Source organism: Kluyvera ascorbata ATCC 33433 (assembly GCF_000735365.1).
Lineage (GTDB): Bacteria > Pseudomonadota > Gammaproteobacteria > Enterobacterales > Enterobacteriaceae > Kluyvera > Kluyvera ascorbata.
Window position 1 is genome coordinate 1 of record NZ_JMPL01000024.1, and the last position, 12,854, is coordinate 12,854.

At 57.5% G+C, this 12,854-nt stretch carries 12 protein-coding genes and 1 pseudogene; 6 read left to right on the forward strand and 7 right to left on the reverse strand.

Annotated elements, in window-relative coordinates:
- Window positions 1-28 precede the first annotated feature (28 nt).
- Together bglG and dusC are read right to left on the reverse strand one after the other, a co-directional pair.
- A complete protein-coding gene (bglG, locus tag GKAS_RS08465) occupies window positions 29-862 on the reverse strand; it encodes a transcriptional antiterminator BglG (protein WP_035893416.1) in 834 nt (277 codons plus the stop codon).
- A 155-nt stretch (window positions 863-1,017) separates the two neighbouring features.
- Window positions 1,018-1,956: a tRNA dihydrouridine(16) synthase DusC gene (gene dusC, locus GKAS_RS08470; protein ID WP_035893418.1), complete on the reverse strand. Its 939-nt coding sequence runs from the start codon at window positions 1,954-1,956 to the stop codon at window positions 1,018-1,020.
- A gap of 85 nt (window positions 1,957-2,041) precedes the next feature.
- Between dusC and GKAS_RS08475 the strand changes: the two genes are divergently transcribed.
- Entirely contained in the window at window positions 2,042-3,424 is a 1,383-nt protein-coding gene (locus tag GKAS_RS08475) for a M24 family metallopeptidase (RefSeq protein WP_181814574.1), read from the forward strand.
- A 73-nt stretch (window positions 3,425-3,497) separates the two neighbouring features.
- Here GKAS_RS08475 and GKAS_RS08480 read toward each other — a convergent pair whose 3' ends face one another.
- The 5 genes and pseudogenes from GKAS_RS08480 to mhbT all read right to left on the reverse strand — a co-directional run bounded on the left by GKAS_RS08480 (window position 3,498) and on the right by mhbT (window position 8,480).
- Window positions 3,498-4,691 (reverse strand): 3-hydroxybenzoate 6-monooxygenase, encoded by a 1,194-nt coding sequence (locus tag GKAS_RS08480; RefSeq protein WP_035893422.1) that lies wholly within the window; start codon window positions 4,689-4,691, stop codon window positions 3,498-3,500.
- A 19-nt stretch (window positions 4,692-4,710) separates the two neighbouring features.
- Window positions 4,711-5,355, reverse strand: a complete 645-nt coding sequence (gene maiA / locus GKAS_RS08485) for a maleylacetoacetate isomerase (protein WP_035893424.1) — start codon at window positions 5,353-5,355, stop codon at window positions 4,711-4,713.
- 8 nt (window positions 5,356-5,363) lie between these two features.
- Window positions 5,364-6,065: a fumarylacetoacetate hydrolase family protein gene (locus GKAS_RS08490; protein WP_035893426.1), complete on the reverse strand. Its 702-nt coding sequence runs from the start codon at window positions 6,063-6,065 to the stop codon at window positions 5,364-5,366.
- Between the two features lie 15 nt (window positions 6,066-6,080).
- A pseudogene (gtdA, locus tag GKAS_RS08495) lies at window positions 6,081-7,110 on the reverse strand (gentisate 1,2-dioxygenase).
- A gap of 11 nt (window positions 7,111-7,121) precedes the next feature.
- Window positions 7,122-8,480: a 3-hydroxybenzoate transporter MhbT gene (mhbT, locus tag GKAS_RS08500; protein WP_035893428.1), complete on the reverse strand. Its 1,359-nt coding sequence runs from the start codon at window positions 8,478-8,480 to the stop codon at window positions 7,122-7,124.
- 169 nt (window positions 8,481-8,649) lie between these two features.
- On the opposite strand from mhbT, the gene GKAS_RS08505 reads away from it, so the two are divergent.
- The 5 genes from GKAS_RS08505 to sanA all read left to right on the forward strand — a co-directional run bounded on the left by GKAS_RS08505 (window position 8,650) and on the right by sanA (window position 12,712).
- Window positions 8,650-9,573 carry a LysR substrate-binding domain-containing protein gene (locus GKAS_RS08505; protein ID WP_035893430.1) on the forward strand — a complete coding sequence of 308 codons (924 nt, stop codon included), beginning with the start codon at window positions 8,650-8,652 and terminating at the stop codon, window positions 9,571-9,573.
- Window positions 9,574-9,696: 123 nt separating this feature from the next.
- On the forward strand, window positions 9,697-10,095 hold the full coding sequence (locus GKAS_RS08510) for a CidA/LrgA family protein (RefSeq protein WP_035893432.1): 399 nt from the start codon (window positions 9,697-9,699) through the stop codon (window positions 10,093-10,095).
- Window positions 10,095-10,790, forward strand: coding sequence for a CidB/LrgB family autolysis modulator (locus GKAS_RS08515; protein ID WP_035893437.1), 696 nt, complete (start codon window positions 10,095-10,097; stop codon window positions 10,788-10,790). Before GKAS_RS08510 ends, GKAS_RS08515 begins: the two co-directional genes overlap by 1 nt.
- Window positions 10,791-10,919: 129 nt before the next feature.
- Complete coding sequence (cdd, locus tag GKAS_RS08520) at window positions 10,920-11,804, forward strand: cytidine deaminase (protein WP_035893438.1); 885 nt, start codon at window positions 10,920-10,922, stop codon at window positions 11,802-11,804.
- A gap of 188 nt (window positions 11,805-11,992) precedes the next feature.
- Window positions 11,993-12,712 (forward strand): outer membrane permeability protein SanA, encoded by a 720-nt coding sequence (gene sanA / locus GKAS_RS08525; RefSeq protein WP_035893440.1) that lies wholly within the window; start codon window positions 11,993-11,995, stop codon window positions 12,710-12,712.
- Window positions 12,713-12,854: the final 142 nt, after the last annotated feature.

Sequence of the window (12,854 nt, forward strand, 5' to 3'; positions counted from 1 at the left end):
CAGTAACAATCCCATTGTGCTTTGGGGATTAACGCCCCTCTTTTCTCACCCGTTCGATATGAATGGCGAGAAACATAATTTCTTCCGTCGTCAGCGACCGCTGATAACTTTTTTGCAAATGCACCGCCACGGTTTCCGCACACTTCCACGCTTTCGCGTAGTTGTCTTTCACCGCGCTGTGCAGCTCAGCATCGTCATCTTCCACCACCGTTCGCGTCAGCATCCGCTGGGCGAAAAACTTCAGGTGGGTGACAAAGCGCTGGTAGCTTAGCGACTCTTCGTTGTACTCCAGCCGCAGTTGATACTTCACCAACTGCAAAATTTCCTGCATTACCCGAGTGACGTGCATCACCTCCGGCATTTCGCTGTTGAGCTGCGCCGTCACCAGATGCAGGGCGATAAACCCGGCCTCATCTTCCGCCAGCGCCACGCCGAGCCGCTTTTCAATCAGCGCCCGCGCTTCTTGCCCCAGCGCAAACTCTTTCGGGTAGAGCCGCTTAATGTCCCACAACAGCACATTGCGCAGCGCCACGCCCTTTTTTTGCCGTTCAATGGCAAAGTGGCAGTGGTCGGTTAGCGTGATGTAGACGCTCTCCTGTAGCCTGCCAAGCCGCTCGCGCGCCCGTTCGATAATCCGGTCGCAGGTGGTCATCACCTCAAGCGGGATCTGACTGAGTAATTCACTTAAACGCCCTACCAGCTCGTCGCTTTGCAGGGCAAAAATTTTCTCGATTTTCGTCTCATCCAATGAGTCGCCGACGCGTTTCTGAAAGGCTAGCCCTCGCCCCATCACAACCTGCTCACGCCGGTGTTCATCCAGAACCACCACCACATTATTATTAAGAACTTTGGCGATCTGCATTTATGAACCCCAGAAACAAAAAAACCTGACTTCTGACAGGAGCCAGAACATCAGGTTTTGCCTGCCGAAGCAGTAACAATCGAGAAGAAGTATTTCATTTTCACTGCCGTAAGCTCAATGGAGCAAACGGAAAATTGTGATGCAGATCGGATACTTTATGCCTGCCAGTCGTTTATCGCCCGGGCAATCAGCTTCGATTCCTGTAGCGCGCGCACGGCGGTGAACAGTTCGGTGGCTTCGGCATATTCTTTGCGCAGATAGCCCAGCCACTGCTTGATACGCGCCACGTGATAGAGCCCGGTGTCGCCCTGCTTTTCCAGATGGGTATATTTCTTGAGCAGATCCACCACCTGCGGCCAGGGCAAACGTGGTTCGTTATATTTGATGACCCGGCTGAGGTTCGGCACGTTCAGCGCCCCGCGACCGATCATCACCGCGTCGCAGCCGGTGACGGCCATGCAGGCCTGTGCGCTTTCATAGTCCCAGATTTCGCCGTTGGCGATAACGGGAATGGAGAGCCGCTGGCGAATCTCGGCAATCGCCTGCCAGTTGATGCGCTCGGCCTTGTAGCCATCTTCTTTGGTGCGCCCGTGAACGGCAAGCTCGGTCGCCCCCGCCTGCTGCACCGCATCAGCGATTTCAAACTGACGCGCGCCGCTGTCCCAGCCCAGACGCACTTTTACCGTGACCGGCAGGTGCGCGGGCACTGCTTCGCGCATCGCTTTCGCGCCCTGATAGATAAGCTCCGGGTCTTTCAGCAACGTCGCACCGCCGCCGCTACCGTTCACCGTTTTCGATGGGCAGCCGCAGTTGAGGTCTACGCCCCAGGAGCCGAGCTCCACCGCACGGGCGGCGTTCTCCGCCAGCCACTGCGGGTATTGCCCCAGAAGCTGAATGCGCACACGGGTACCGGAAAGCGTGCGGCTTTCGTTATGCAGCTCCGGGCAGAGTTTCTGGAACGATTTTACCGGCAGCAGCTGATCCACCACGCGCAAAAATTCGGTGATGCATAGATCATAATCATTCACTTCGGTCAGCAGCTCGCGCACGAGCGAGTCGAGCACGCCTTCCATCGGTGCCAGTAAAACACGCATATCGTTATCCGGAAAAAAAGAGGCGCTATGGTAACGTCTTAGTATGCCGCTTTCCACTGCCAGTCAACACATCAGGAGGTGAATGATGAATTCAAGGGATATTAAGCTTAAGACCATCCAGCCGCCGTGCGGTTTCAGCGACGTGCCGCCGGTCACGCTGACCGATGCCACCCTGCTCGAACGCAAAAGCAAGCTGCTCGAACGGATGCAGGAAGAACGCTTTGATGCGCTGGTGATTTACGCCGACAAAGAGCACGGCGGTAACTTTGAGTACCTGACCGGGTTTATTCCGCGCTTTGAAGAGGGGCTGCTGGTGCTGCATAAGTCCGGCCACGCCACCGCCATTCTCGGCAACGAAAACCTGAAGATGGCGGCTCATTCGCGCATTCCGGTGACGCTAAAGCACTGCCCGCTGTTCTCGCTGCCTAATCAGCCGATGGACAACGAAAAGCCGCTGGCGCAGTTGTTCAGCGAAACCGGGCTGAGCGCGATGTCCAAGGTCGGGCTGGTGGGCTGGAAGATGTTTACCACCGCCGGGAGCGATAACGCGAAGCTGTTTGATCTGCCGTGGTTTATCGTCGAAGCGATAAAACAGAGTACCCATGCCGATCTGGTCAACGCCGCGCATTTGTTTATTCGCGGTGATAAAGGGGCGAGAACGGTCAATAACGCCAACGAAATTGCCCATTACGAATACGGTGCCAACCTCGCCTCCCGCTGCATGCTGGCGGCGCTGGACGCCGTTGAACCGGGCGTTCGTGAAGTGGAGCTGGGCGCGCTGCTCGCCGCCGAGGGGCAGGCACCGTCAGTCGTCACCATCGCGGCAGCCGGGCAACGCTTCGAGAAAGCGAACCTCTACCCATCGTGGAAAAAGGTCGAACGCGGCCAGCCGCTGTCGATGACCACCGGGTTTAAGGGCGGGCTTTCCAGCCGCACTGGCTTTGTGATTGCCGAGGAAAGCGAGCTGCCGGAAAACCAGCGGGATTATCTGGACCGGGTGGTGAAGCCCTATTTTGGTGCGGTGGCAGCGTGGCTTGAGCAGATTAAGGTCGGGATGCCGGGCGGCGAGCTGTACGATTTAGTGGAACGCGTGCTGCCAAAAGCGCAGTACGGCTGGCATCTTAATCCGGGGCATTTGAGCGCTGATGAAGAGTGGATGTCTTCGCCGGTTTATTCAGGCTCGGTCGAAACGCTGAAAAGCGGCATGGTGATGCAGATTGATATTATTCCGTCGGTGCCGGGCTATACCGGGACGAGTGCGGAAGAGAGCATTGCGCTGGCCGATGCCGCGTTGCGCCAGCAGATAGCGCAGGCGTATCCGGCGCTGTGGGCGCGCATTGAGGCGCGGCGAGCGTATATCCGCGAGACGTTGAATATTGCGTTGAGCGATGACGTATTGCCGCTGTCCAACGCCGTGGGGTATTTGCGGCCATTTATGTTGGCCAAAGATAAGGCGCTAGTGGGTTAGCGACGCTGCGCTTGGCCGGGCTACGCGTTTCAGTGTAGCCCGGGCGAGCGCAAGCGACCCCGGGGAACCACAACTACCGCGGTTGCAGGCAGTTATCTTCTTTCCACCCGTACAGCCACTCGATCCCGCGATAAAACTCTTCCTGAGTCTTGCCTTTCCACAGCAGGTTACGCACCTGACGCTCTACCCCAGCCGCATGATATAGACGTCCCATCTCGCGGGTAGACCAGACGATACGCGCGGTGCGCGGAATACGCACCGACTCGTACAGCGCAAATGCGCTGGCGGCATCGCCGTCACACTGGGTCAGCGCCTTGCCGAGCGTCACCGCATCTTCCAGCGCCATGCAAGCGCCCTGAGCCATGTACTGCGCGACCGGGTGTGCGGAGTCGCCCACCAGCGTAATCCTGTCGTTGCCCCATTTTTCCACCGGTTCGCGATCGGCGGTAGACCAGCGACGCCAGGAGGTGGGTTTGTCCAGCATCTGACGCGGACGCGGGTGAATGCCTTTAAAGTATGACATTACCTCTTCTTTACTGCCGTCGCGCACGCCCCACTGCTCGGTTTCCCTACTGTGGAAAGTCACGACCAGGTTGTACTGTTTGCCGCCACGCAGCGGATAATGCACCAGGTGGCAGTGCGGTCCAGCCCACAATACCGGCGCGTTGATGCGCAGGTCTTCCGGCATATCATCGCGTTCCACCACGGCGCGATACACCACGTGGCCGGTGACGCGCGGCGTATCGCCGAGCAGACTCTGGCGCACCACGGATTTCACGCCGTCGCAGCCAATCAAAATATCCGCCGTCCAGCTGTTGCCTTTATCGTCAAACACGGTGACATCGTCGGCGGTCTGGCGAATGTCCACCACGTGGGTGGAGGTACGATACTTCACGCCCGGGTGCTGCAACGCCGCTTCCCAGACGGTGGCATGAATATCGACGCGGTGGATAACCGCATACGGGCCGCCAAAGTGATCGCGGAATGCCTGCCCCGTTTCAATATGAATCACCTCTTCGCCGTTGACCGCATCCATCATGGTGATGTGGTCGGTAAAGACCGCACGCTGACGGGCGACTTCACCCACGCCGAGGCTGTCGAGCGCCGAAAACGCGTTCGGCCCCAGCTGGATCCCGGCACCAATTTCGCCAATTTCGTGCGCCTGTTCCAGCAGCATCACCTGGATGCCCTGACGCGCCAGCGACAGCGCGGTGGCTGCGCCACCAATACCGCCGCCGACAATAATTGCACGCGTAACTTTAGCCATGATTCTTCTCCTTTTCAGACTACGCCGGGATCTTGTCCTGCTGGTTTTCAGGGGCCGCCGCGATAAACGCCGGTAACGCCGTACACGCATCGTATACGGCTTTACAGCGTGGGAAACCGCTTAAATCGCAGCCCATACGCTCGGCGTTCGCCCACTGCGGCACCAGGCAGCAGTCGGCAAGCGTTGGCGCATCGCCGAAGCAAAACGCCCCTGATTGGCCACGGCGCAGCAGCTGTTCTACCGCGCTCAGCCCCTGCTGGATCCAGTGTGCATACCAGCGTTTTTTCTCTTCTTCACTCACCTTCAGTTCATCACTGAGGTAGCGCAATACCCGCATGTTGTTGATGGGGTGGATGTCGCAACTGATGGCGTACACCACTTCCAGCACGCGCATGCGCTGGGGATCGTTCGCCGGTAGCAGCGGCGTCTGCGGGAAATGTCTGTCCAGCCAGTCAATAATCGCCAGCGACTGACCCAGCGATTCACCCTCGTCGGTGATAAGCGCAGGGACCAGTCCTACCGGGTTCAGACGTCGGTACTCCAGCGCGTTCTGCTGGCCGATGCGGATGTTGACCCCGACGGTCTGGTAGTCAATGCCCTTCAGCGCCATCGCAATGCGTACGCGGTAAGAGGCCGAACTATTAAAAAAACTGTACAGCTTCATCATTCACCTCAAACAATTTTGACCGCGATAGGCGTTAACCCTTCTACGTTACCGGTGATGGTTTCGCCCTTCACGACCGCGCCAACGCCTTCCGGCGTGCCGGTGAAGATGAGGTCGCCCGGCTGCAGTTCGAAGAAACCAGACAGGTAGCTGATGGTCTCCTTCACGTCCCAGATCAGGTGCTGAATATCGCTGCGCTGGCGGTCTTTGCCGTCAACCTGCAGCCAGATTGGCGCTTTTTCCAGTGACGGCGCGTCGGCCACTTTGTGCAGCGGCGCAATCGGTGCAGACAGGTCAAAGGCTTTACCGATTTCCCACGGACGGCCCATCTGACGCATCTCCATCTGGCGGTCGCGGCGGGTCATATCCAGACCGGTGGCGTAGCCCCAGATGTACTCTTCGGCTTTCTCCAGCGGGATATCGCTGCCTTTTTTACCAATGGCGACCACCAGCTCAATTTCGTAGTGATAGTTGTCGGTCTGCGCTGGGTAGGCCAGATTCAGGGTTTCACCTGCGGCAACGGGAACCACGGCATCCGCCGGTTTGCAGAAGAAGAATGGTGGCTCGCGATCCGGGTCAAAGCCCATTTCACGGGCGTGGGCGGCATAGTTACGGCCCACGCAGTAAACGCGGCGCACCGGGAACTGCTCATCGCTGCCGACAACCGGTACGGCAACTGGAGCCTGGGGTTCAAATACGTATTTGCTCATCTTTCTTCTCCTGAATTAATAACGCGCTTCGCGGAACAGTCCCAGGGCTTCCTGGACGGGTCTATCCGAGAAACTGAATAGCACGGTCTCTTCTGGCGTGTTGAACGACACGCTGTGCCAGGTCGGCACGACAAAAATATCTTTCGCTTTAAAGCTGAAGGTCTGCTCGCCGATGGTCACTTCGCCGCTGCCTTCCACCACGTGGTAGATGGTGCTGTCGGTAGTGCGCGCCTGACGCGACTGGAAGCCTTTCGGCAACAGTTGCAGGAACGCCCCCCATCGACGGCATCGGGTAGCCCCCGGTCACCGGGTTGACGTAGCGCATCTTGTAGCCGTCCCATTCGTCGGCATCGCCCATGTGCATCAGGTCATGCAGCGCTTCACGGCTGCGGTCGTAGCGATAGTTGAAAATCGGCGATGAATTACCCACCTGATGGCGCAGCGGCAGCATGTTGGCGGCATAGCGCGGCAGGTAATCGCCCTCTTTTCGGGTCACCGGCTGCTGCTCTTCCGGGTAATCTTCCGCGAAGCCGCAACCGAGGTAGTTCACCAGCGGCAGGTCAAGACCATCGAGCCAGATAACCGGTTCATCTCCTGGGTTACCGTGGTCATGCCAGCGCCACTGCGGGGTAAGGATAAAGTCGCCGGGGCTCATCTGGGTGCGCTCGCCGTCGACGGCGGTAAACGCGCCGTGGCCTTCCACCACAAAGCGCAGCGCCGACTGGTTATGGCGATGGCTCGGGGCGATTTCACCCGGCATAATCAGCTGCAGGCCCGCGTACAGCGACGAGGTAATTGATGAGTGACCGCGCAGGCCGGGGTTTTCCAGCACCAGCACGCGGCGCACCGCCTCTTTTGCGCCAATCAGCGTGCCGCTTTCCAGCAGCAGCGGGCGAATTTCCTGGTAGTTCCAGTAGGCCGGAGCGCAGTTGGCGTTTGGCGTTTTTGGCACCAGATGGTGCAGCGATTCCCATAGCGGCGTCAGGTTTTGCCCGGAAATGTGCTGGTAGAACTGTTGGCGATCGTGTTTTACGTCCGAGGTCATTATTATTCTCCTTAACTTTTCACCGCGCCCATCACAGGCTGCGATTCGGGTACTCGGGATGATTGGCGTACTACCAGGGTCAGGAGCGTCAGCATGATGGCGCTGATGGCGGCCGGTACGGCAATCACAAAGAACAGGGTGTCGAATGAGAAATTCATCGCCATCATCACGCCGCCGGAAATGGAGCCGACGATTGCGCCGCAGCGCCCAATGGCGTTTGACCAACTCACGCCGGTGGCGCGGCTCTGGGTCGGGTAGAGGGTGGCGGTCAAGGCGTTCAGCCCCACCTGCGAGCCGCTGATGCCGATGCCGGTGCCGAAAATCGCCAGCGCCATCATCCACAGGCCGTTTTCACTCAGGCCAATCATCACAATGCACACCGCCCCCAGCGCATAGCTCACCGCCAGCACCCAGAACGGATTGAATTTGTCCATTAAGACGCCGAGCATCAGCGCGCCCAGCGTGCCGCCCACCTGGAACGCCGCCGTTACCCACGAGGCGTGCTGAAGATCGATACCGCGATGGTTCAGCAGGGTTGGCATCCAGCTAGAGAGTAAATAGATGATCAGCAGGCTCATAAAGAACACCACCCACAGCATCAGCGTGATGGTGAGCTGACGCCCGGTAAACAGTTGGCTAATACTGCCCTTTTTGGTCGCCGCCGGTTCATCAAGCCAGAACTCGGTATCGTCGTAGCGTTCGCCGGTCATGGCGCTGACGGTGCGGCGAATTTCCGCCTGTGGACGCTGGCGACGCACCAGCCAGCGCGGGGACTCCGGCAACGCCGCCAGCAGTGCGAAGAACAACACGATTGGCAGCACGCCGCCCAGCACCAGAATGCCGTGCCAGCCAATCACTCCCACCAACTGTGCGCTGACGATACCGCCAAAGGCTGAGCCGAGCGTGAAGCCGCAGAACATCAACGTCACCAGCGCGCCGCGACGGCGGGCCGGCAGGTATTCAGAGGTCATGGTGATGGTATTTGGCATTGCGCCGCCAAGGCCCAGGCCGGTTAAGAAACGCAGGATAATCAGGGCTTCAAGATTCGGTGAGAACGCCGACAGCAGGCTGAAGAGGCCGAACAGCGCGACGCACCATTCGATGACACGTTTGCGCCCGAGCCTATCAGAGAGCGGGCCGCACAGTAAGGCTCCTGCGGTTAAACCCAACAGCCCCGCGCCAAACAGCGGAGCCAGGTCGCCTGCGGTCAGTTGCCAGTGGTCGCGAATGGCCGGCGCGATAAAGCCAATCGCGGCGGTATCAAAACCGTCCATCATCACCACCAGGAAACAGCAGATGATGACGCGCCACTGCATCTTGCCGATCGGAGCGACATCGATGAGTGCCTGTAGTTCACGTCGTTGCGTCATAGGGAGGGCCTCGGTATGTGCAGGTTATCCACGTATCCGTCCGCGCTTTCGCCAGAACGGCTCAGGGTAAGATGTTTCTTTTTTTGCTTTTATGTTGCTATTTTGTGATATGTGAAATGAGTTGTACAATGGCATTTCATGCCCTTCCATAACCTGGAGGTTATATCTCATGGCAGACTGGACGCAGAAGCTGAAGCTCCACCATCTGAAAATGCTGGTCGCACTCGGCGAGCAGGGAAACCTGACTCAGGTCGCGAAGATGATGCATATCACCCAGCCCGCGCTCTCTAAGTGGCTAACCCAGTTTGAAGAGGAGCTGGGCCTCACGCTGTTTGAACGGCACAGTAAAGGGCTACGCGTATCGGAAGGCGGCAAACTGCTGCTCCAGCACGCCCAGCGGCTGATTAACGATATCGAACGTTCACAGTTTGAGATGGAGCGCTTTAAGCAGGGCGGCCTCGTGGGAAGCCTGAAAATTGGCTGCTCGCCGGTCGCCACCGACTGCGTCTCTCAGGCGATTTTCCCACTGCTGGCCGAGATGCCTACGCTGCATCTGAATATTGAAGAGAAGGTGATGACGCCGCTGCTGCACGATTTGCAGTCCGGCGTCGTGGACGTGGTAGTCGGGCGCATCGGCGGCCGGGCGCTGGAACTGCCGCTGAATTACGAGGTGCTGTACACCGAGCCGGTCTGCTTCGTCGCGCGAACCGACCACCCCCTCGCTCATCGCAGCCGCCTGTCGTGGGAAGACCTGGCATCATGGCGCTGGATAGTCTGGCCTAACGGCACGCCGATTCGTCAAAGTATCGACAACGCGCTGGTGGAAAACGGCGTCATGCTGCCGGAAAACACCATCGAGTCGGCATCAATGAACGTCAGCGTTAACCTGCTGCAAAGTAGCGACATGATTTCGATTCTGTCCCTGCGTCTGGCCGAGCGTTATCAAAATCAGGGTCAGCTCGCCATTCTGGCTCTGCCAAAGGTTGAGCAGAAAGGCAGCGTCGGCGTATTCTGGCGCAAATCGAGCACGCCCTCCCTCGCGCTAAGCCGGTTTCTCCACTATTTGTCGCATCCGGTACAAATGGAGGGATAACGCCGGGCAGATGCCTGATGTTCACGTTATCTATATCAGGTATGCTCAGATTTCATGATGTGATCGGTAGCACATTTCAGGGTTTAATTGTATGATGAATGCATTCCACCAAAGGTGAATCCCATGCTCAAATCGCTGAATTTAATCTGGCAATACCTGCGTGCATTCGTGCTGATTTACGCCTGTTTGTATGCCGGTATTTTTATTTCGTCGCTGCTGCCCATTACCATTCCCGGCAGCATTATCGGCATGCTTATTATGTTTGTGCTGCTGGCGCTGCAAATCCTGCCCGCGAAGTGGGTTAACCCCGGCTGCTACATCCTGATCCGCTATATGGCGCTGCTGTTTGTGCCGATTGGCGTCGGTGTGATGCAGTACTTCTCGCTGCTGAGCGCGCAGTTCGGCCCGGTAGTCGTCTCCTGCACCATCAGTACGTTGGTCGTCCTGGTAGTGGTGAGCTGGAGCTCTCACCTGGTTCACGGTGAGCGTAAAGTGGTTGGTCGTGATGGAGCGGATAAATAATGCTGCACTATATCTGGTGGTCTTTACCGCTAACTTTGGTTGTCTTTTTTGCCGCCCGTAAGCTTGCCACACGCTTTAAAATGCCGCTGCTCAACCCGCTGCTGGTATCGATGGTGGTGATTATTCCGTTCCTGCTGCTGACCGGTATTCCGTACGATCATTACTTTAAAGGCAGCGAAGTGCTGAACGACCTGTTGCAGCCTGCGGTGGTCGCTCTTGCTTATCCGCTATATGAACAGCTGCACCAGATCCGCGCCCGCTGGAAATCTATCATCACTATCTGCTTTGTCGGCAGCGCGGTGGCGATGATTACCGGCACGTCGGTGGCATTGATGATGGGGGCTTCGCCACAGATTGCTGCGTCTATTCTGCCGAAATCCGTGACCACGCCGATTGCAATGGCGGTCAGCGGCAGTATCGGCGGTATCCCGGCAATTAGCGCCGTGTGCGTGATTTACGTCGGTATTCTCGGTGCGGTGTTTGGCCACACCTTGCTGAACCTGATGCGGATTACCACCAAAGCCTCACGCGGGCTGTCGATGGGGACCGCGTCGCACGCCCTCGGTACCGCGCGCTGTGCTGAGATGGATTATCAGGAAGGAGCGTTTAGTTCGCTGGCGTTGGTTATCTGCGGCATCATTACCTCGCTGATTGCGCCATTCCTGTTCCCGATTATTCTGTCGGTGATGGGATAAAACGAGACAAATCACACATTTTTAATTGATGTTACACACGTTGCATTAACAATGAGATATTGATCACTAATTGGGGTGTCCGCGCCCCGTACACTACGATCCCATTACATTGTTATGAGGCACAACGCCATGCATCCACGTTTTCAATCTGCTTTTTCGCAACTGGCGGCAGATCTGCAGACCGCTATCGCTCCCCTGCTAGCCGATCCGCACTTCCCTGCTCTGCTGAGCGCCGAGCAGGTCTCTTCGCTGCAAGCAACGACGGGGCTGGACGAAGACGCGCTCGCTTTTGCCCTCCTGCCGCTGGCCGCCGCCTGTGCTCGTGCAGATCTGTCTCACTTTAACGTCGGTGCTATCGCCCGCGGCGTGAGCGGAACCTGGTACTTTGGCGGCAACATGGAGTTCCTCGGCGCCACCATGCAGCAAACCGTGCATGCCGAGCAGAGCGCCATCAGCCATGCCTGGCTGCGCGGCGAAAAAGCCCTACAGGCTATCACCGTCAACTACACGCCGTGCGGCCACTGTCGTCAGTTTATGAATGAACTGAACAGCGGGCTGGCACTGCGTATCAATCTGCCGGGTCGTCAGCCGCATACGCTGAAAGACTATCTGCCGGATGCGTTTGGACCAAAAGATCTCGATATCAAAACCCTGCTGATGGACGAGCAGGATCACGGTTATCCGCTCGAAGGCGATGCGCTGGCGCAGGCCGCCATTCAGGCTGCCAACCATAGCCATACGCCATACAGCAAAGCGCCTTCCGGCGTAGCGTTGGAACTGCGCGACGGTACTATTTTCAGCGGCAGCTATGCGGAAAATGCCGCGTTCAACCCGACGTTGCCACCGTTGCAGGGTGCCCTGAACCTCCTGAGCCTGAACGGCTACGACTACCCGGATATCCAGCGCGCCATTCTGGCCGAACGCGCCGACGCACCGCTGATTCAGTGGGATGCCACCGCCGCTACGCTGAAAGCGCTGGGCTGCCACAATATCGATCGCGTGCTGTTGGGCTAACGATATAGCCCGGAGGAGGCGTGAACACGCCGACTCCGGGGTGACTCGCTTCCCTGTCCCGGCGGCGCTTCGCTTGGCCGGGCTACCAGACACCGGTTAATTTCCCCGCAATTAAACGATGGTTTCTTGCTCTTGTCCGACGGGTAAAGTAGCCTGATGTCTCCCTCGTCCACTATTGAGTCAAGTTCATGTTAAAGCGTGTGTTATACAGCCTGTTAGTCCTGTTCGGCCTGCTGCTGTTGACCGTGCTGGGTCTTGACCGTTGGATGAGCTGGAAAACGTCGCCCTATATTTACGATGAGCTGCAGGATCTCCCCTACCGACAGGTAGGCGTGGTGCTCGGTACCGCCAAGTACTACCGCACGGGCGTGATTAATCAATACTATCGTTACCGCATTCAGGGCGCGCTCAACGCCTACAACAGCGGCAAGGTCAATTATCTGCTGCTGAGCGGCGATAACGCGCTGCAAAGCTATAACGAACCGATGACCATGCGACGCGATCTGATCAAAGCAGGCGTCGATCCTGCCGATATCGTGCTCGACTACGCCGGTTTCCGCACGCTCGACTCTATCGTGCGTACCCGCAAAGTCTTCGACACCAACGATTTCATCATCATCACCCAGCGCTTTCACTGCGAACGCGCGCTGTTTATCGCCCTGCATATGGGGATTCAGGCGCAGTGCTACGCCGTGCCGTCACCGAAAGATATGTGGAGCGTCCGCCTTCGTGAGTTCGGTGCCCGCTTTGGCGCACTGGCTGACCTTTATCTCTTCAAGCGCGAGCCGCGTTTCTTAGGGCCACTGATCCCAATTCCCGCCCAGCAGGAAGTGCCCGCAGGCGCTCAGGGGTATCCGGCTGTGACGCCAGAGCAGTTGCTGGAGTTACAGAAGAAGAAAACACAGTAACCGTTTTCTAAATACCTTCGTTCTTGCCATCAAATTAGTTGATGAATCCTTCATTCACTAATAGTTCTTATTTGCATCTTATGTATTCCTGCTACCCACAAATAACCATATAAAAAATATGGTTATTTGTGGATTATTTCAC

Bases quoted from the DNA above. Each gene is read 5' to 3' on its own strand.
- GKAS_RS08515 (WP_035893437.1), top strand. From the start codon at position 10,095: ATGCTGCACTATATCTGGTGGTCTTTACCGCTAACTTTGGTTGTCTTT.
- GKAS_RS08475 (WP_181814574.1), top strand. From the start codon at position 2,042: ATGAATTCAAGGGATATTAAGCTTAAGACCATCCAGCCGCCGTGCGGT.
- cdd (WP_035893438.1), top strand. From the start codon at position 10,920: ATGCATCCACGTTTTCAATCTGCTTTTTCGCAACTGGCGGCAGATCTG.
- GKAS_RS08490 (WP_035893426.1), bottom strand. From the start codon at position 6,065: ATGAGCAAATACGTATTTGAACCCCAGGCTCCAGTTGCCGTACCGGTT.
- maiA (WP_035893424.1), bottom strand. From the start codon at position 5,355: ATGAAGCTGTACAGTTTTTTTAATAGTTCGGCCTCTTACCGCGTACGC.
- GKAS_RS08510 (WP_035893432.1), top strand. From the start codon at position 9,697: ATGCTCAAATCGCTGAATTTAATCTGGCAATACCTGCGTGCATTCGTG.
- sanA (WP_035893440.1), top strand. From the start codon at position 11,993: ATGTTAAAGCGTGTGTTATACAGCCTGTTAGTCCTGTTCGGCCTGCTG.
- GKAS_RS08505 (WP_035893430.1), top strand. From the start codon at position 8,650: ATGGCAGACTGGACGCAGAAGCTGAAGCTCCACCATCTGAAAATGCTG.
- mhbT (WP_035893428.1), bottom strand. From the start codon at position 8,480: ATGACGCAACGACGTGAACTACAGGCACTCATCGATGTCGCTCCGATC.
- GKAS_RS08480 (WP_035893422.1), bottom strand. From the start codon at position 4,691: ATGGCTAAAGTTACGCGTGCAATTATTGTCGGCGGCGGTATTGGTGGC.
- bglG (WP_035893416.1), bottom strand. From the start codon at position 862: ATGCAGATCGCCAAAGTTCTTAATAATAATGTGGTGGTGGTTCTGGAT.
- dusC (WP_035893418.1), bottom strand. From the start codon at position 1,956: ATGCGTGTTTTACTGGCACCGATGGAAGGCGTGCTCGACTCGCTCGTG.